The sequence below is a fragment of the Petrocella atlantisensis genome (assembly GCF_900538275.1).
GTDB classification, from domain to species: domain Bacteria; phylum Bacillota; class Clostridia; order Lachnospirales; family Vallitaleaceae; genus Petrocella; species Petrocella atlantisensis.
In genome coordinates this window covers 2,994,367-3,012,815 of the sequence record NZ_LR130778.1, presented here as the reverse complement: position 1 = coordinate 3,012,815, position 18,449 = coordinate 2,994,367, and the positions used below count along the sequence as shown (strand labels likewise).

16 protein-coding genes are annotated in these 18,449 nt (G+C 35.7%); 8 read left to right on the top strand and 8 right to left on the bottom strand.

Going from position 1 to position 18,449, the window contains the following annotated elements:
- Nucleotides 1–10: 10 nt before the first annotated feature.
- Both argB and argJ read right to left on the bottom strand, forming a co-directional pair.
- Nucleotides 11–880: an acetylglutamate kinase gene (gene argB, locus PATL70BA_RS13905; RefSeq protein WP_125137935.1), complete on the bottom strand. Its 870-nt coding sequence runs from the start codon at nt 878–880 to the stop codon at nt 11–13.
- A 74-nt stretch (nt 881–954) separates the two neighbouring features.
- On the bottom strand, nt 955–2,175 hold the full coding sequence (gene argJ / locus PATL70BA_RS13900; protein WP_125137934.1) for a bifunctional glutamate N-acetyltransferase/amino-acid acetyltransferase ArgJ: 1,221 nt from the start codon (nt 2,173–2,175) through the stop codon (nt 955–957).
- A gap of 319 nt (nt 2,176–2,494) precedes the next feature.
- On the opposite strand from argJ, the gene cls reads away from it, so the two are divergent.
- The 5 genes from cls (at nt 2,495) to PATL70BA_RS13875 (ending at nt 7,877) form a co-directional block, all read left to right on the top strand.
- Nucleotides 2,495–3,955 carry a cardiolipin synthase gene (gene cls, locus PATL70BA_RS13895; RefSeq protein WP_125137933.1) on the top strand — a complete coding sequence of 487 codons (1,461 nt, stop codon included), beginning with the start codon at nt 2,495–2,497 and terminating at the stop codon, nt 3,953–3,955.
- A 114-nt stretch (nt 3,956–4,069) separates the two neighbouring features.
- Entirely contained in the window at nt 4,070–5,281 is a 1,212-nt protein-coding gene (locus PATL70BA_RS13890; RefSeq protein WP_125137932.1) for an argininosuccinate synthase, read from the top strand.
- 36 nt (nt 5,282–5,317) lie between these two features.
- Complete coding sequence (argH, locus tag PATL70BA_RS13885; RefSeq protein WP_125137931.1) at nt 5,318–6,697, top strand: argininosuccinate lyase; 1,380 nt, start codon at nt 5,318–5,320, stop codon at nt 6,695–6,697.
- A 222-nt stretch (nt 6,698–6,919) separates the two neighbouring features.
- Nucleotides 6,920–7,393, top strand: a complete 474-nt coding sequence (locus PATL70BA_RS13880) for a hypothetical protein (RefSeq protein ID WP_125137930.1) — start codon at nt 6,920–6,922, stop codon at nt 7,391–7,393.
- A 79-nt stretch (nt 7,394–7,472) separates the two neighbouring features.
- The gene (locus PATL70BA_RS13875) at nt 7,473–7,877 is read left to right on the top strand and encodes a DUF2177 family protein (RefSeq protein ID WP_125137929.1); all 405 of its coding nucleotides are present in this window, start codon (nt 7,473–7,475) and stop codon (nt 7,875–7,877) included.
- A gap of 81 nt (nt 7,878–7,958) precedes the next feature.
- Here PATL70BA_RS13875 and PATL70BA_RS13870 read toward each other — a convergent pair whose 3' ends face one another.
- From PATL70BA_RS13870 to PATL70BA_RS13855, 4 genes are all read right to left on the bottom strand, one after another.
- Entirely contained in the window at nt 7,959–8,975 is a 1,017-nt protein-coding gene (locus tag PATL70BA_RS13870) for a tripartite tricarboxylate transporter substrate binding protein (protein WP_125137928.1), read from the bottom strand.
- 75 nt (nt 8,976–9,050) lie between these two features.
- Nucleotides 9,051–10,340 carry a TRAP transporter large permease gene (locus tag PATL70BA_RS13865; RefSeq protein ID WP_125137600.1) on the bottom strand — a complete coding sequence of 430 codons (1,290 nt, stop codon included), beginning with the start codon at nt 10,338–10,340 and terminating at the stop codon, nt 9,051–9,053.
- A 3-nt stretch (nt 10,341–10,343) separates the two neighbouring features.
- Nucleotides 10,344–10,808 carry a TRAP transporter small permease gene (locus PATL70BA_RS13860; RefSeq protein WP_172596256.1) on the bottom strand — a complete coding sequence of 155 codons (465 nt, stop codon included), beginning with the start codon at nt 10,806–10,808 and terminating at the stop codon, nt 10,344–10,346.
- Between the two features lie 77 nt (nt 10,809–10,885).
- A complete protein-coding gene (locus tag PATL70BA_RS13855; protein ID WP_125137926.1) occupies nt 10,886–11,959 on the bottom strand; it encodes a TRAP transporter substrate-binding protein in 1,074 nt (357 codons plus the stop codon).
- A gap of 277 nt (nt 11,960–12,236) precedes the next feature.
- Here PATL70BA_RS13855 and PATL70BA_RS13850 point away from each other — a divergent pair, with 277 nt between their 5' ends.
- Nucleotides 12,237–14,030, top strand: coding sequence for a sensor histidine kinase (locus tag PATL70BA_RS13850; RefSeq protein WP_125137925.1), 1,794 nt, complete (start codon nt 12,237–12,239; stop codon nt 14,028–14,030).
- Between the two features lies 1 nt (nt 14,031).
- Nucleotides 14,032–15,591, top strand: a complete 1,560-nt coding sequence (locus PATL70BA_RS13845; RefSeq protein WP_125137924.1) for a response regulator transcription factor — start codon at nt 14,032–14,034, stop codon at nt 15,589–15,591.
- A gap of 63 nt (nt 15,592–15,654) precedes the next feature.
- Here PATL70BA_RS13845 and PATL70BA_RS13840 read toward each other — a convergent pair whose 3' ends face one another.
- Nucleotides 15,655–16,089, bottom strand: a complete 435-nt coding sequence (locus PATL70BA_RS13840) for a Dps family protein (RefSeq protein WP_125137923.1) — start codon at nt 16,087–16,089, stop codon at nt 15,655–15,657.
- Nucleotides 16,090–16,194: 105 nt separating this feature from the next.
- Between PATL70BA_RS13840 and PATL70BA_RS13835 the strand changes: the two genes are divergently transcribed.
- Entirely contained in the window at nt 16,195–16,503 is a 309-nt protein-coding gene (locus tag PATL70BA_RS13835) for a winged helix-turn-helix transcriptional regulator (protein WP_125137922.1), read from the top strand.
- Nucleotide 16,504: 1 nt separating this feature from the next.
- Here the strand turns inward: PATL70BA_RS13835 and PATL70BA_RS13830 are convergent, their stop codons facing one another.
- A complete protein-coding gene (locus tag PATL70BA_RS13830) occupies nt 16,505–18,220 on the bottom strand; it encodes an alpha-amylase family glycosyl hydrolase (RefSeq protein ID WP_125137921.1) in 1,716 nt (571 codons plus the stop codon).
- Nucleotides 18,221–18,449: the final 229 nt, after the last annotated feature.

The window sequence follows — 18,449 nt, the reverse complement described above, 5'->3', positions numbered from 1 at the left end:
CCACTACCTCCTAATCAAAATACTTACAAAACATAGTTCCGACACCCTTTTTAGTGAAAATCTCAAGTAGCATACTATGAAGTACGCGGCCATCTAAAATATGGACACTTCGAACACCATGAATGAGTCCTTCAACGCAACATTCTACTTTAGGAATCATACCGCCTGAAATAACGCCTTCTTGAATCAATGTATCTACTTCTTCCATAGCAATTTTTGAAATCAATGATGATTTATCATCTATATCTCTTAATACACCTTCCACATCTGTTAAGAAAATTAATTTCTCTGCTTCAAGGGCGCCTGCAATAGCCGATGCTGCATAATCCGCATTTATGTTATAGGTATTTCCTGCCTCATCCGTTCCAATAGGTGCAATGACCGGTATGAAATCATTTTCTAGTAGAGAATCTATGAGCTTCGTGTTCACTTTTGTAATCTCTCCGACAAAACCTATATCTTCACCATCTACCAGCTTTTTCTTAACCTTTAGGGTTTTTCCATCTTTTCCGGTGATGCCTACAGCGTTGATATCATGATTTTGAATCAGTTGTACAATGCTTTTATTCACTTTTCCGGCCAATACCATTTCAACCACATCTACTGTCGCAGCATCGGTCACTCTAAGACCATTTTGAAATCTGGATTCTATACCGATGGCTGTGAGCATGTCACTAATTTCTTTTCCACCACCATGGACAATTACCGGTTGGAACCCGACTAATTTCATGAGTACAATATCTTCTATAACCGATGCTTTTATGGCATCATCCACCATCGCAGAACCCCCATATTTGATGACCACCTTTTTACCGTTAAATTCCTTAATGTAAGGTAGGGCTTCTATCAGTACTTTTGCTTTGTTAATATACTTTTCCATGATTTATGTTTATGATGATGACATTTGCCATACGATCATAATCTCCTTCCTTAATTGTAGACCATCTTTTATGATTAGGTTCTATATTCTCCGTTAATTTTCACATATTCATAACTTAAGTCACATCCCCATGCTGTTCCTTTGGATGTACCTTCCTCTAGAAAAACATTCACCGTTACTTCTTTTTCTTTTATAATATCAAAGGCACGTTCCTCATCAAACTTCTGTGGCACACCATTCACCATCAAATCAATTGTTCCGGCAATGCTCTCATATTTTAAGGTCACTTTCTTAGCGTCAAACTTAACCCCTGAGTAACCCATGGCACATAAGACTCTACCCCAATTTGCATCATTACCAAAAAAAGCAGTCTTGACTAAATTCGATGTGATTACAGACATGGCCAATACTTGGGCTTCTTTTTTACTTCTTGTTCCATACATATTCACTTCTATGAATTTAGAAGCACCTTCTCCGTCTTTGACGATCAGCTTTGCTAAAGTCTTATTTACATAATCCAAAGCCTTCTTAAATGTTAGATAGTCTTCGTGCTCTTCAACAATTATATCATTACCAGCCATACCGTTAGCAATAACAGTACACATATCATTGGTGGAAGTGTCGCCGTCTACACTGATCATATTATAGGCATCCTCAACACTATCTTTGACGGCCTGATCTAACATATCAAAAGATATGGCAACATCTGTTGTAACATAACTGAGCATCGTTGCCATATTAGGATGAATCATACCTGACCCCTTTGCCATACCACCAATTGTTACGGTCTTTCCACCAATTTCAATCTCTACAGCTACTTCTTTGGTAAAAGTATCTGTTGTACAAATGGCTTCTGCTGCTAAACGTCCGGCTTCGTAACCTGTCTTTACGTGGCATATATTTTCTTCAATCCCTTTAATGATTTTCTCGATCGGTAACTCAACACCAATAACACCTGTAGATCCTACCAAAACATTTTCTTTCTTTATACCCAAACCCTTAGCTAGCGTCATTGCCATTCTCTCATTATCAACATCACCTTGATCGCCTGTACATGCATTGGCATTACCACTATTGACGACAATGGCCATAACCGGATGCTTGTGTTTGTATATTTCCATATTCCATATAACCGGTGCCGCCTTTACCACATTGGTTGTAAAGGTGCCTGAATAAAGGGCCGGTACCTCTGATACAATCATCGCAAGATCATTTCTTTTCCTTTTAATACCAATATGTGCCCCATGAGCACTGAAGCCTTTAGCTGCTGTTATACCACCTTGTACTGTTTTCATTTTTTGACTCCTTCCGATATTTCTGCACATTGCTCTTCTTTCTTCGCGCTTCTGATTTATCTTGATCCATAAGAAATTCCTTAATTAGTTTATAATTATACATTTTTATTCATATTAATGCAAGATGTTTTTACTTTCTTATATTATTTCATGTATTGCATAGGCTTTCAAGTCATTCATGCAACTTTACTATGGGATTTCAGTTGAGTTGTCTTAACCGTTTCGAGAGGATATAATAATAGTTGCATTACTTTCCAATATATAGGAGAATATAGATGTATCTAATTGGCTATCTTAAGATATTTGTATGGAGGACACGATGATTACATATATAGCAACATTCACCCAGAACTATACCATTGTGCTCATACTGAACCTAATTTTTTCCATCATTATTATATCCCTTGAACGAAAGAACCCCATTTCGGCGCTAGCTTGGTTGTTCTTTATGACTATGTTGCCCGGTATTGGTTTCTTTTTCTACCTTTTATTAGCACAAAATATTTCAAAGCGAAAAATCTTCAAATACACCTATGAAGAATCTGCTGCTTACAACTTTGTCTTGGATAAACAACGCTTAGCTTTTGAAAAAGGACTATTTAATTACAAAGATCCTGATATGGATATGTATCGTGATAGTATTATTTTTCATAATAAGTTAAGCGAAGCCTCTTTTACTCAAAATAATGACATTACCATTTTCACGAAAGGTCAAACAAAGTTTGACCATTTGATTGATGAAATGAAAGAAGCTAAATCTCATATTCATCTTCAATACTACATAGTAAAAAATGATATGCTTTCTACACATATTTTTGATATATGCAAGCAAAAAGCAAGTGAGGGTGTAGAAGTCAGATTCCTAATTGATCATATCGGTGGACGTCATTTACCTAAGTCCACAATTAAAGATTTAAGGGATTCCGGATGTGAAGTATATTTCTTCTTCCCTTCCTTTTTCAAGTACTTCAATCTAAAGGCTAATTATCGTAATCATAGAAAGATTGCTGTTATAGACGGGCATATTGGTTATGTTGGCGGTTTTAACATTGGGATGGAATATCTCGGACTCCGAAAACGCTTTGGCAAATGGCGTGATACCCATATTAGAATCGTGGGCGATGCTGTTATTCAACTACAAATCCGCTTTCTTCTTGATTGGCGTAGTGCATCCAAAAAACATATCATTGATATTGCAAACTATATCAAATACAATAAAGAACAACCTGGTGATGCTGGCATTCAGATTGTGAGCAGCGGCCCTGATTCTATCAATCAACAGATCAAGCAAGGCTACATTAAGATGATTAACAGTGCAAGAAAATATATCTATATACAAACACCCTACTTTGTCCCTGATGAAAGCGTTATTGAAGCCTTGAAAATAGCTGTTGTATCCGGTGTTGACTTAAGAATTATGTTTCCTAATAAACCAGACCACCCTTTTGTATACTGGGCCACCTATTCTTTTATTGGCGAACTTCTAATGTATGGTGCGAAAGCCTATATCTATGATGACGGTTTTATCCATACAAAGGCAATTATAGTCGATGATGCCATAAGTTCCGTCGGCACTTGTAACTTTGATATTCGAAGCTTTAGACTTAATTTCGAAGTAAATGCTTTCATTTATGATAAGCCCACCTCGCAAGCATTAAGAACCATCTTCAACCAAGATATTCTTGTTTCTAGAGAGCTTACTCTTGATGACTACATGCATCGATCGTTCTTTATTAAAGTAAAAGAGTCTATTTCCAGACTTTTTTCACCTGTACTATAATCATTAGAAACTTTTTAAGTTGGTATTGAATATTTATTAATTATAATGTATAATTAACCAAACTTAACCCTAAGTATCTGAAATTAATCAGATCCAAATATAAGGAGGTCAAACATGAGCAATAAAGTTGTACTAGCATATTCAGGTGGTCTTGACACCACCGTCATTATACCTTGGTTGAAAGAAAACTATGACTGTGAGGTTATTGCAGTTTGCGTTGATGTAGGACAAGGAAAAGAAATAGATGGACTTGAAGAAAGAGCTCTATCTACAGGCGCCAGCAAATTGTATATAGAAAACATTACTGATGCATTTGTCGATGAGTATGTCATTCCTTGTGTTAAAGCAAATGCTGTATATGAAGGCAAGTACCTTTTAGGAACCTCAATGGCACGTCCCGGCATCGCCAAAGCTTTAGTTGATATTGCACTAAAAGAAGGCGCTACAGCTATTTGCCATGGCGCTACCGGAAAAGGTAATGACCAAGTTCGTTTTGAGCTGACTATAAAAGCCCTTGCACCTCATTTAGATATTATAGCACCTTGGCGTATATGGGACATCAAGTCTCGTGAAGATGCTATTGCTTATCTTGAAGAAAGAAATATTCCAGTACCAATGAAAAAGAAAGAAAGCTATAGTCGTGATCGTAATCTATGGCACTTAAGTCATGAAGGTCTTGAACTGGAAGATCCAGGGGTTGAGCCAGTCTATGATAACCTGCTTCAGATGTCTGTTACCCCTGAAAAAGCACCTGACGTTGCTACTTATATTGAATTGGAATTTGAACAAGGTAATCCAATTAAGTTAAATGGTGTTGCTATGAAAGCTTCTGATATCATTGCTTCTCTTAATGAGGTTGGTGGGGCTAATGGTATCGGTATTATTGATATTTGTGAGAATCGTGTGGTAGGTATGAAATCTCGTGGTGTTTATGAAACACCTGGTGGTGCCATACTCTACTATGCACACAATGAACTAGAGTACCTATGTCTAGATAAACAAACCCTTGCCTACAAAAGTCAACTGGCCATCAAATTTGCTGAGTTGGTCTACTCCGGAGAATGGTTCACACCTCTTCGCGAAGCACTTAGTGCCTTCGTAGATGATACGCAAAAAACAGTTACCGGTAATGTAAAGTTAAAACTCTATAAAGGTAATATTATACCTGCCGGAGCGACTTCACCATACTCCTTGTATGACGAGGATATTGCCAGCTTTACAACCGGCGACTTATACGATCACAAAGATGCAGAAGGATTCATTAATCTTTTTGGTCTACCACTTAAGGTAAGAGCTATGATGAAAGAACGTTCCGGTTTAAAATAGATAGTCCATTTACCACTTAGATAAAGGAGATTTACTATGAAATTATGGGGCGGAAGATTCGCAAAAAGCACCAATGTCATGGTGGATGACTTTAACTCATCCATTCGTTTCGATGAACGCTTGTACAAACACGACATTATAGGTAGCATTGCTCACGTAACCATGTTAGCCAAACAAAACATCATCTCAGCTGAGGATATGGCTGTTATCAAATCCGGCTTAGAAGACCTTTTAGATGACATTGAGTCCGGCAAAGTTGCTTTTGACATTCATGAAGAAGATATTCATATGAACCTTGAAAAACTTCTCATCGACAAGGTTGGACAAGTGGGTAAAAAATTGCATACTGGCCGCAGTCGTAATGACCAAGTTGCACTGGATATAAGACTTTTTATGCGTGATGAGCTGGTATTGGTGGATGATATGATTGTGAACCTTCAAGAAATAATTCTTGATATGGCAGCAGAACATCTAGATACCATCATGCCAAGCTATACCCATTTACAAAAGGCGCAACCAATAACCTTAGCACATCATTTGATGGCCTACTTTGAAATGCTCAAGCGAGATCGTAGCCGTTTAGAAGATGCAAAAATCAGAATGAATCAACTACCTCTTGGTGCCGGTGCACTTGCCACCACAACTTATCCGTTAGATCGCTATTTTGTGGCTGATCTGTTAGGATTTGACGGGATTTGTTTAAACAGCATGGATGCAGTAAGTGACAGGGATTTCTTAATTGAAATACTGGCTGCATTTTCTGTCATGATGATGCATCTAAGCCGATTTTGCGAAGAGATTATTCTATGGTGTTCTAACGAGTTTCAATTCATTGAGTTAGATGATGCTTATAGCACCGGTAGTAGCATTATGCCGCAAAAAAAGAATCCAGATATCGCCGAACTGGTCCGTGGCAAAACCGGACGGGTTTACGGCTCTCTTATGAGTCTACTTACTACAATGAAGGCGCTTCCACTGGCTTATAACAAAGATATGCAAGAAGATAAAGAGGTTACATTTGATGCCTTGGATACAGTCAAAATGTGTTTACCTATTTTCTCTGACATGTTACGAACAGCTCGTATCAATAAAAAAAATATGTATGATGGTGCCGGTGGTGGCTTTACCAATGCCACCGATGCCGCTGATTACCTCGTAAAAAAAGGCATGGCTTTTAGAGATGCTCATGAAGTCATTGGGAAATTGGTGCTCTATTGTCTTAATCATCAAAAGACATTGGAGTCATTGACACTGGATGAATACCAAAACCTCTCCAAAGTTTTTGAGAACGATATTTATGAAGCCATTTCTTTAGAAGCCTGTGTAAACAAAAGACAGGTGATTGGCGGACCTGCCAAAGAAGTCATGGAAGAAGTCATCGCAATAAATAGAACGTACTTAGGTATGACACTTTAACCAAGTAAATAACATCAAAAGAGTAACGTCATTATATATGACTTACTCTTTTATTTTATTTCTTATTTACTATTTATTCTCTTTCCGAATATGTTATAATCATCTATGTACCCATAAATATTGCAAATTCATCAAGGTAAATACCCAACCTATTTTGATGATTCAATCGTAATTCTTATATATAAATAAACGCTTTGTTAGCGTCAGAGGGAGGCCATCATCATGGAACAATCACTGATCGATACATTGAATAGCTATATTGAGAGACAATTGGATACACAACTTGCCACTTATAAGGAAGATCATAACCCTTTAAGCAGTCTTGAAGACTATATCTATCTTAATCATTTACCTAGTTTTAGAGAATTACTCTTCAATCTCATCGATGAAAGCAACGCCCTTGACTCAGATATTTTTGAGCGCGCAGGTATTGATAAGAAGAACTTTTTTGATATGCGGTTACACCCGGATTATGATGTGGATAAAAATACCGTACTAAGTTTATGCTTAGCTCTAGAGTTAACAATTGATGAAACTGAGTCATTACTTTATACTGCCGGATTCTCCTTTGACACCACAAAAATATTGGATCTTATTATACAGTTTTGTATTGAACATAAGATTTATGAAATATCGGAGGTTAATAAGGCACTATCGTTATATCATATTGAACCATTAACTATTCCAATAACATAATATTAATTTGTTGTGTGGAAACATTTTAACGTACTTCACGTTGTGATATATTTAAATATATCACGTAAGGAGTGGTTTTATGTATTATCTGAAAATATTTATCGTAACTTTTTCTATCTTTATTATTATAGATTTGATTTGGCTCGGTTTGGTCGCTAAAAATTTTTACAGCAAGCATTTAGGATACATAATGGCACCACAGCCCAACTGGCCTGTGGCTATCATTTTCTATATGTTGTTTGTAGTCGGCATGATGGTATTCGTCCTTCTTCCGGCTCTTAGTTCAAGTAGTATGAGTCATGCATTATTGTACGGCATGCTTTTCGGATTCTTTACCTATGCAACTTATGATTTGACCAATTGGGCTACTCTAAAAGATTGGCCATGGTTTCTTAGTATTGTCGATATTATTTGGGGGTCATCCTTAGGGGCGCTAACGTCTTCTATCAGTTATTATGTCCTAAAGTATATGTTTAAATTATAAGAGAAACAAACAAAAAAGGTGTTTAATTTAAACACCTTTTTTTTGCTACTCATTACTTCTCATTATACCATGAGGATCTTTTCATCGATTATTGTTCTCAACACTTTCTATAAAGTTTTTGTAAAACAGATAATCCTCTTCTATAAATAATTCAAAGGTTTCTTTTTCTCTATAATCATATTGAAGGTTCAGTTTTGCCAGCAGTTCTATAAAATCATCATCTTGAACAGCTTTTGTAAACCCTTCAAGTAAAACATCTCTTATTTCTGGCTCAACGCCTTTTGGTAGCGCTAACCCTCTCCATGTATTCATACTAAAATCATAACCACTTTCTTTAAAAGTTTTCACCTCAGGCAGTTCTGCTATACGCTCTTCTGAGAGTACCGTTAACACTTTAATTTGATTATTCTCAATGTGGTCTATGACTTCAGAAATGCCTGCAATAACTATGTCTAGCTTTCCACCTAAAACATCCATAACTGCAATTGAAGTACCGTCATAGTATTGATCTTCAAATCTAATCTTAGTTTTTTCTTCAACTTTTCCTGCTGCTACATTCCAAATACTACCTTTACCTGCACTTCCAATTGTAAATTCTTTATTTGTTGTCTCTACATAGTTCACCAACTCATCAATGGTGTCAAAAGGGAAATCTTTTGAAACGACAACGACACCTGTTTCACTATTTAGTAACATCAATGGTTCTATATCTGAGTAGTCAAAATCAATGATTCCGAAAGCTGCTAAAGTATTAATCTCTGTTGTGACAAGCGTTACTGTATAGCCATCAGGTTTTGCAAAAAGTCCTTCTGCTAAGCCTCTTGCGCCACCCTGTCCAAGCTTATTGACCACTACAATAGGTTCAGTAAAATAATTATTTGCCGTTCGAGCAAAAGCTCTTGCAACACTGTCCGTTCCACCGCCTGGGGCATATGGCACAACAATTTGTATGGATTTTGAAGGAAAGCTTTTTTCGTCATTTTGAGCCATTTCAAGCTGATTATCTTGGACAACCTGTTGATTCTTATAGCTTGTTATACCTATAATTATTAGAATAATTAATATTGTTATTAGTACCCATAGTTTTTTAATGTACATATCATCTTCTCCAATGGCTCATCAATCATTTCTCACAACTTATCATAGCAAATCGCAATACTCTTGTAAAGAACTCTAGAAATAGGTCGGACTGATCATCTTAGGAATGGCCATAACCAAATCCGGTGTTACCGCCATTATAATTAACATTACCAGTGCGATTAAAAAATAGGGTAATACACCTTTAAACGAAGATTCCAAATCAAGATTCGAAATGGAGCCTGCAATCAGTAGACACAAACCGTAAGGCGGTGTTACGAGACCAAGGGCCAACGTCATAACTACAATTAAGCCAAGATGGGTTGGATCAACACCAAGGGCTAGAGCACCCGGAAGTATAACCGGTACAAACAAAATCATAGCCGGTACCGCATCCATAAAGGTCCCAATGAATAAGAAAAATGCAACCACCACCAACATAAATACCGGTGCTCCACCTGGTATCTGTGCAAAAAAGTTGGCTGCTTTTGTGGATACATTGTAATAGCCCAACAACTCACCAAGAGCATTGGCCGTACTAAGGGCAAATAGGGAAAGAGAACTTAGCTTTAAGGTCTGCTTGACGATGTCCGGCAAGTCCCTTACTTTTATGGTTTTATACACAAACATACCAATAATCAAGGCATAGACACAGGCAAATGCTGCTGCTTCTGTAGCCGTATAAGCGCCGGTTACAATCCCACCAATGATAATAACCGGTGTGAGTAATGCCGGAAAACTGCTTAAAAATAATTTGAAGGTTTCTTTGAGTGATACTTTTTCATACCTTGGAAAATTCTTTTTCTTACTGATCAGATAGACCATGAACATCATGGATAGACCCAGTACAATACCAGGCACAAGACCAACTAAGAAGAGTTTGCCTGTGGAAACATTGGCAATACCTGCAAATACAACCATGGTAATACTTGGTGGTATGATACTTCCAAGGGTTGAAGAGGCTGCGGTTACACCAACTGCTGTACCTTTATCGTAGCCACTTTCTTCCATTTTGGGAATCAAGACTTTACCGACACCGGCTGTATCTGCTTGAGAAGATCCGGACACGCCTGCAAAGATCATGGATACCATAATATTGGCATGGGCCAAACCACCTCGCCTATGTCCTACTAAAGCATTCGAAAAATCAATTAACCTTTTTGAGATGGATCCATGGTTCATGAGATTCGCTGCCAGAATAAATAAGGGTATTGCCAGTAATACAAAGGAGCTTAGCCCCGTAAACATTTTCATAAAAACAACGATACCGCCAAGATTAGGTATCAATAATACGCCTGCAAAAGCTACAATACCAATTACATAGGATATTGGTACTCCAATGGCAATAAAGATTACAAAAATTGCAACCAATAAGACTTGTGTCATTTTCTACGCCTCCATCCTAAATCTTTTTACATATGTTACAATGTGGTTGATACAATACAAGGTTGTTGTTGCGCCAAGTATTGGTACACATAACCATGTATAACCCATACTCATCTGTGGTATATCAATCCATCTATAATTCCAGAACTTCATGGTTATGATAACACCATAGTAGAGTATCGCTAATGTGAAGCTCATTACAATCAGATATAAGAAAATATTGAGCATTTCTCTCTTTTTACCAGTTACTCGGTCCCTAAGAGATGTAAATGCAAAGTGTTTGTCTTCGTAAGTCATTGCACCGGCACCCAAAAAAACTGCCCATGTAAAGGAATACATAGCCACTTCGCCTGTCCAACTTACGGTAATGCCAAGATACCTACTAAAAACCTGAATAATAATCGTTATAAAAATATACTGATAAAAGTGTTCCAAATAAAATCTCGATGCTCTGCACTGTTTTTGCAATTTTATCAATCATCATTTTCCCTTTCAAAAAACTTAAGGCTACTTAGACATAGCCTTAAGTTGATGTGTAAAATACATTATTTTCTGGTTAATTCCAATAAATCTTGTAGATTGTTTTCTTCTGCATATTTGTCTTGGATAGGAAGTGCTAATGTTTTAAACGCTTCTAAGTCAACTTCGTTGATTTCTCCGCCATCTGCAAGAATCTTGTCTCTAGACTCATCTAACATTTTGTAAGTAACGGCTCTTTCTTCTGCAACAGATGCTTCAGCAGCTTCAAGAATCCAACCTTGTTGCTCTTCTGTGAACTTATCAAATGCATGTCCGTTCATGAGTAATAATCTTGTTGTATAGTCATGATAGGTTAAAGATGTATATTTACCATTATCTGTCGTATGGTGACCTTGTAACATCATATTGGTATGATCGTTTTCTGCTGCATCAGCAGTTCCTGTATTAAGGGCTTGATAAAGTTCTGCCCAGCCTACACTGATTGGGTTAGCACCGGCACTTTTCCAGAACTCTTGTTGAACTGGAGAACCTTGTAACCTAATGTTTAGTCCTGCTGAATCTGATGGAACTGTGATTGGCTTCTTACCATAATAGTTACGAACGCCTGATGAATAATATCCTACAACTTTAAAGTCATTGTTGGTTTTTTCTACGATTAAGTCTTTCATGGTGTCACCGAACTCGCCATCAATGGTTGTTTCCCAGTGATCAAAGCTATCAAATAAGTATAGCAAGGATAGAAGGTCAAACTCTTGTACGCCTGTACCTGCCATAAAGCCTGGTGATGCTACAACCATGTCCACTGAATCGGTTGTTAGTTTCATGGCTAACTCATTTTCATTGGTTCCAAGAGTCCCCGGAAATACTTCTGCTACAATGGTCCCACCGGATAATCTTGCAATTTCTTCTGCAAATTTGTTGAGTCCGAATTGGTAAGGGTTGTCAAGTGATGTTTGGTTGTGCGCTACACGAAGTGTGATGACTTCTGCTGCTGGTGCTTCTGTCTCTGTCTCTGTTGTTTCCCCTGTTGTTTCTGCCTCTGTTTCGCCTGTCTCATTGCTTGGTGCCTCTTCACTTGCACATCCCGCCAAGCTCATAATCATTACTGCTACTAATAACATGGATAATAATTTTTTCATTTTCTTTCCTCCTATTTTTGTTATACCCTGAATATATTTCTATTTCAGTCTTTTATAGTATAATAAAACTCAGGCTAGAATCACATTCAATCTCTTTACATGTTCTACGGGGGTATGCTATACTTTTTTTCAAAGATATGGGTTTTTTTAATACATTTCAGGTAAATTATAAACATTTTTACTTTTATATGATTATTTTTACCTCGTTATCAAATTTCATATAATCAACGCGTTATTCCACAAAAAAATATGAAATTATTGATTATGAAAGGTACATATGATACTTTTTTCTAAACTTTTTAAGCGTATCCTCAAACCAAATTTTATATTTGATAATCATTTACGTAATAAAATCATTATGATTGTTTTGATTTCAATATTACTACCTACAGTTTTATTCTTTATTTATATATATACATTCGTAAGTGACTACTTTTATACACATTACGTTGATACATCTATTTCCCAAGCAACAAGCCATCTTGAAGATAGTATTGTAACCAATCTTAGAATCTTAGAAAACAGCTATCACCTATTACTATCGAATCAAAGTATTAGAGAAAATCTTTATATCCAGGAGCAGACTGAACCCTCTTATTATAATGACCAACTTGTAAAGCTTAATATAGAAACAGAGCTTAAATATATTATGGGCAATGATTTTGCTTTTAATAGTGGTTTGATTGAATCTGTTTTTATTTTCTCGAATTCTGATGCTTACTACGCCTTACTCTTCAATTATCTCCCCGACGAATCACTACTTAATTATAATCTAGATTTCTATGATCTATATAAACAAGAAAATGAATCCATTATTAGATACAATGAAAGCAACAAAACAATCTATTATATGAAAACAATTGATGACTATATAACGGGAGAAAAACTGGGAAAGGTACTCATCGGCATTGACTTTGAAGTATTAAAAGGTGAGTATGAATCGGATGATTATCGTGACTGGATATCCCTTATCTACGATAATGATGGCATCTATCGATTTAATACTAATCCCGATTTAATCGGATTACCGGTATCAGAAGAAATCCTAGAACATGCTGCTTACAAAAAAACAACACGCATAACAAGTGATAATGAATCATATCTTGTTCTATCAGAGCATATCAATGACTTAGATCTCACTTTGATTAATTATGCGCCTATACAGTATTTTGGCAGGGATTTTTGGCGTTTCTTACCTGATTATGTATATTTTATTATTCTAAGTGTCTTAATCTCTATTGTTGTTGGTATCTACTCTGTTAGTTATATTACTGAGCCTTTAGAAAAGATTACATTGACAATCGCCGATGTTAGTAACAGTAATTTCAAGGCAAAAATGCCAATGTATAAGTACAAAGAATTAAATGATTTAAGTATTGTTTATAATAAAATGATCGATCAGATACAATACTTGTTTAACGAAGTTTATGAGAAGCAACTTCTTGTTCAAGAAAGTGAATTAAAAGCACTCCATGCACAAATTAATCCTCACTTTATCTTTAATGTACTTGAAACGATTACGTGGGAAGCGAGAATAAGTGAAAATGAAAAAATTGAGCAAATGATTACCGCCCTTGCACAACTATTACGTAGTAACTTTTCTTTTACTAATCAAGAAAAATATGTCATAGAACACGAACTGGATTACATTAATTTTTATCTTTATTTACAAACCGTTCGTTTTGTTGAAAGATTATCCTACACTATTGATATAAGTTCTGATAGTCTGTTACAACTATATATACCTAAATTTTCAATACAAACTTTAGTAGAAAACGCTATTATTCATGGTATTGAAAAAAAGACCGGCAACAGTCATTTAACAATAAAAGTTGAAGAGTGTGATCATGAACTTCACATTCTAGTTGAAGATGATGGCATTGGCTTTGACGCCAGTATTTTAGATCTTTCAGGACATAATAGACCATCTCCAAATCAACACATTGGTCTGCAAAATGTTGATCGACGTATCAAATTACTTTATGGTGATCATTATGGGATTCATATTAATAGCATCATTGGTCAAGGTACCACTGCTGAAATACTAATCCCGAAAGACAAGGAGGCATAAAATGTATCAAGTCGTAATTATTGATGACGAAGCTGTTATTAGAAAAGGTCTCATTGGCTATATTAATTGGCAAGATCTTAACTGTGAGATTGTTGGAGATTTTGATAATGGTCTACAAGCAATTGAGTATCTAAAAAACTCATCTGTTGATATTGTAATTTCCGACATCAAGATGCCAGGCGCGAATGGGATAGAAGTCGCTAAATTTGTATATGAGTATCATCCCCATGCTAAAACAATTCTTTATACTGGTTATTCTGATTTTGAATATGCGAAATCAGCTATCCAATATAATGTTTCTGATTTCATCGTAAAGCCCTCAACGATAGAAAATATTATAAATACAATTCAACAAACAACAAAGAAAATAGATGAACAACGATTGAAAGATCATCATATTCAATCCTTAGAGTTAAAACTAAGTGATGTTAAGAAGAAAGAAAAATTGAAAGTTATAAAGAATTTTGTTGAGGGTATAAAGATGGATCCATCTACTCTTGAGGATACCTTAAAATCACATGATATATCTGTGGATCAATTTTGTTTATTACTGTATAAAATATCCGGCCTAAATACAGAAAATCACCCTCAAACCATTCAATTCATAAACCTGTCTCTAAATGATTTGGATCAATACACCTTTTTATTGAATGATTCGACTTATGGTTCACTTGTTGCATTTGATCAACACATTGATTATGACCCTATAGAACTTCTGGCAAATAAATGCCATGACATTAATAGTTTTGTAGATGAATATATAAAAGAGCAGATTTTTATTGGGATAAGTAACCTCCACACCAATTTAGAAACAGCGCCAATCGCATTTATGGAAGCACAAAGATGTCTGGACAACTCATTTTATGGTAAAAATCATTTAACGATTTATTCAAATTTTGATGGGCCAAAAGAAAATCCTAGCTTTGTAGAAATAAATCTTGAGCGTATTATGCACTGCATAACAAAAGATAAATGTGATGAAGCGATAGAAATTATTATGTCAATGTTTACAACAATGAGTAACAACAAAGAACCCATTGATTATATTAAATCTATGGGTATTGCCATCTATACCATTTGCATCAATGCCATACATAAGCATAATTTGAATCTTACTGATGTATTTGTTAATCAAGAACCTTATAGGCAGATACTGAATGCTTCTTGTATAGATGATCTCACTCAAGTCCTCTGTCATATGATTAGAACCATAACCCAATATTTATGTGAAGGTAATAACTATTATATCATTACACAAGTAAACGCTTATATGGAAAGCCACTATCATCGTCCCATTAAGTTAAAAGACATTTCAGAACATGTACATATTAACAGTTCTTACTTAAGTCGCTTATATAAGGATAAAACCGGTCAAACAATTACCGAGACCTTAAGAAATCTCCGCATAGAAAAGGCCAAACAATTGCTGAAGACAGATAATATAAAAACCTATACAATTGCTGTACTTGTTGGTTTTGATGATCCTGCCTATTTCTCTTACGTTTTTAAGCAACATACCGGGTATTCACCAAGTCAATACAAAAATAACACCCAAACTTAATTACTGATAGATTAGAAGAAAAAGCAAATGACATAAATATCATTTGCTTTTTAGTATACCTAATTAACCTTTAATTTGTCTTAAGAACCATAGGTTCTTCTCAAAGTCAGCTATATAATCTTCAAACAAGCCAACCGCAGTAAAGTCACTTTCTTCATCGGCTAGGTTACGGATTTCAACTGCAAAATCACGCATGAGCTCAATGTCACTTCCTACATAATCTAGTACTTCATTTGCTGTAAAATCTTTGAAATCTAACTCTTTTATTGTTGCAACTTCAAGATAATCCTTCACTTTAACCAGTGGTTTAAAGCCTTTAATCTTAATATGCTCTGCTACATCATCATAGGCTGCAAATGTCTTATCATACATAGCTTCCGTAAATTGATGCAAAGGCATAAATTGCATTCCGGTTACATTCCAGTGTAAATTATGAAGCTTAACATTCCAAATAGATAGATTCGCTAGGTACACATTCATTTTCTCAATATGTTTCATTTTTTTCCTCCTTAAATACATGATTAACTTGCTATAGTGATAGTATAACCTATATAATAAGAAACAAAAAGGAACAAATATGTTCTTAATACGAAAGGAAATACTATGACGACAACAAATCAAGGTTTTGAAATAATACAAGATATCATGAAGTTGAGATGGATACCGGAAATACTCATGACCATATCCATGGGCTATTCCAATTACTCTGACATACTCAATCATATTGAAGGTCTAAGTCACACTGAGCTTAACCGAAAGCTAGCACTGCTTACTGAGAAAAAAGCTATTATCAAGGAAAGTGACCATATAAGATCCGGCTATATCCTTACTGATTTTGGCTCTGATTTAGAGCATATTTTTAAGCATTTTTTAGACATCGCCGAAAAATACGAACCACTTCTAGCCAAATAGCTTAACACCAATGATAACCGTAAGGTGGCAATACCAGCTTATTTGCTTTCCAGATCATCTTCTGTCCAAGTAAATCCTGCGCCATTTCATTTAACTCTGGTGATAATACATGCTGCTCTTTTTGCGATAGATTCTGTAATATTAAAACTGATTCTTCCTCATAGGTTCTTTCATAAGCAAGAATCGCTTTATTGATGTCACCTTTTTCATCTTTAACATCTATAAAGATTCTTTCACCACGACCAAAAACTTTATAGTTGTTTCTTATTTCTATCATTTTCTTAATACCATGGTAGGTCTTATATTCTAGTGACTCAGCATCTGCTAATTTCGCTTCAACTTCCGGCCAATCTATAGTACCACGTCCTAGATACCTTGTATCCTTGTAGCCGGTTTCTTTATACATTTTTTCGTAATAAGCAATATCATTACCCTTAGCAAATTCATCCCCATAAAAAACGATAGGTGTGCCAAGTAACGTAAACATAATGGAATTGGCAAGCAAGATTCTGTCTAGATTTCTATCCATCAGATCTGCTAATCTGGCTGATATGCCTTCACCTTGTCTAAAGTCCCAGCTAGGGTCCTTTGCATAATGGTCGAATATGTATTTACGTTCCTCAGGGGTTACCATTTCTAAGGTTAATTCATCGTGACATCTTAAAAACATAAACCATTGACTGTTTTTTGGGATATCCGGTGTGAAACTGGGTTGAAGGACCATTTCTATGGCATCCTTTTTCTCTTCAGCGATAGCCTTGTAGACTCTTGGCATAACCGGAAAATGATAGGCGCCATTACACTCATTATCTTCCCCAAAATAATCAACAACTTCTTTGGGGGGTTGGCATGCTTCCGCAAGTAATAATGTTCCTGGTTTTAAGTAATCTAGGACAGCTCTAAAAAACTGAACCACTTTGTGGGTTTTGGGAAGATTTTCACAAATGGTGCCTTCTTCCTTCCATATATATGGAACAGCATCCGCTCTAAAGCCATCTACACCCTTAATCTGCCAATTCATTAGTGCTTTTGTCATTTTTATAAGTACTTGAGGATTTCGATAATTCAAATCCGGTTGTATCTCAAAAAATCGATGGAAATAATATTCGTCTGTTGTTGGGTCATGTTCCCAATTGCTATCACACATGCCCTTAAAAATTATCCTTGCTTCTTTATATAATGATGTATCCGTCGACCATATAAAGTAATCTCGCATAGGCGAATCTTTTGACTTTCTAGCTTCTTTAAACCATTCATGTTCTATAGAGCAATGATTCATGGCAATATCAAAGATTACTTTAATCCCCTTTTTATGCGCTTCATCAATGAATGCTATGAATTTCGTATTTTTTTCTTCTGAAGTAGCCTCTTCGGGCAGACCAAGGAGTGATGCACGTATGCCTTCATAATCGGATATATCAAATCCGGCATCCTTCATAGGTGATTCCAAGATTGGTAACAACCAAAGGCAATTTGCACCTAAGTCTTGAATATAGTCTAGTTTTTCTTTTAAACCATTCAAATCTTTATTAAATAGATCACCATATGTTGAGTACACCACCGCATCTTTGTACCATGTATGATCTGATGTACTCACTTGACTAAAATGCTCTTTTTTAACCGCTTCAATGGATTCAAGAAACGGTTCTAACATTTTGTCCGCATCCTCATACAAATCACCATAGATTTCATGCCATATTTTTTTAATATTTTTCATTCATAATCCTCCTTAGATACCCTAACATTTACGCATTCACATCATTTTGGGCTTATTGATCTTTTGTGATGCATTACACTTTAATAATATTGTACCCTAAAAAAAAAGCAATAGCCTATAAAATAATGTCCATTCTTATGAAATGGTGACATTAAATATTATTTTCATGTTTACTTATTCCTACTATGCTTTATAATAATTATAAGTACTTTTATATATATGGTTAAGG

Coding starts and splice junctions, on each gene's coding strand:
- PATL70BA_RS13880 (WP_125137930.1), top strand. CDS start 6,920: ATGGAACAATCACTGATCGATACATTGAATAGCTATATTGAGAGACAA.
- PATL70BA_RS13840 (WP_125137923.1), bottom strand. CDS start 16,089: ATGAAACATATTGAGAAAATGAATGTGTACCTAGCGAATCTATCTATT.
- PATL70BA_RS13830 (WP_125137921.1), bottom strand. CDS start 18,220: ATGAAAAATATTAAAAAAATATGGCATGAAATCTATGGTGATTTGTAT.
- PATL70BA_RS13875 (WP_125137929.1), top strand. CDS start 7,473: ATGTATTATCTGAAAATATTTATCGTAACTTTTTCTATCTTTATTATT.
- PATL70BA_RS13870 (WP_125137928.1), bottom strand. CDS start 8,975: ATGTACATTAAAAAACTATGGGTACTAATAACAATATTAATTATTCTA.
- PATL70BA_RS13890 (WP_125137932.1), top strand. CDS start 4,070: ATGAGCAATAAAGTTGTACTAGCATATTCAGGTGGTCTTGACACCACC.
- argH (WP_125137931.1), top strand. CDS start 5,318: ATGAAATTATGGGGCGGAAGATTCGCAAAAAGCACCAATGTCATGGTG.
- PATL70BA_RS13845 (WP_125137924.1), top strand. CDS start 14,032: ATGTATCAAGTCGTAATTATTGATGACGAAGCTGTTATTAGAAAAGGT.
- PATL70BA_RS13850 (WP_125137925.1), top strand. CDS start 12,237: ATGATACTTTTTTCTAAACTTTTTAAGCGTATCCTCAAACCAAATTTT.
- argB (WP_125137935.1), bottom strand. CDS start 880: ATGGAAAAGTATATTAACAAAGCAAAAGTACTGATAGAAGCCCTACCT.
- PATL70BA_RS13865 (WP_125137600.1), bottom strand. CDS start 10,340: ATGACACAAGTCTTATTGGTTGCAATTTTTGTAATCTTTATTGCCATT.
- PATL70BA_RS13835 (WP_125137922.1), top strand. CDS start 16,195: ATGACGACAACAAATCAAGGTTTTGAAATAATACAAGATATCATGAAG.
- cls (WP_125137933.1), top strand. CDS start 2,495: ATGATTACATATATAGCAACATTCACCCAGAACTATACCATTGTGCTC.
- PATL70BA_RS13855 (WP_125137926.1), bottom strand. CDS start 11,959: ATGAAAAAATTATTATCCATGTTATTAGTAGCAGTAATGATTATGAGC.
- argJ (WP_125137934.1), bottom strand. CDS start 2,175: ATGAAAACAGTACAAGGTGGTATAACAGCAGCTAAAGGCTTCAGTGCT.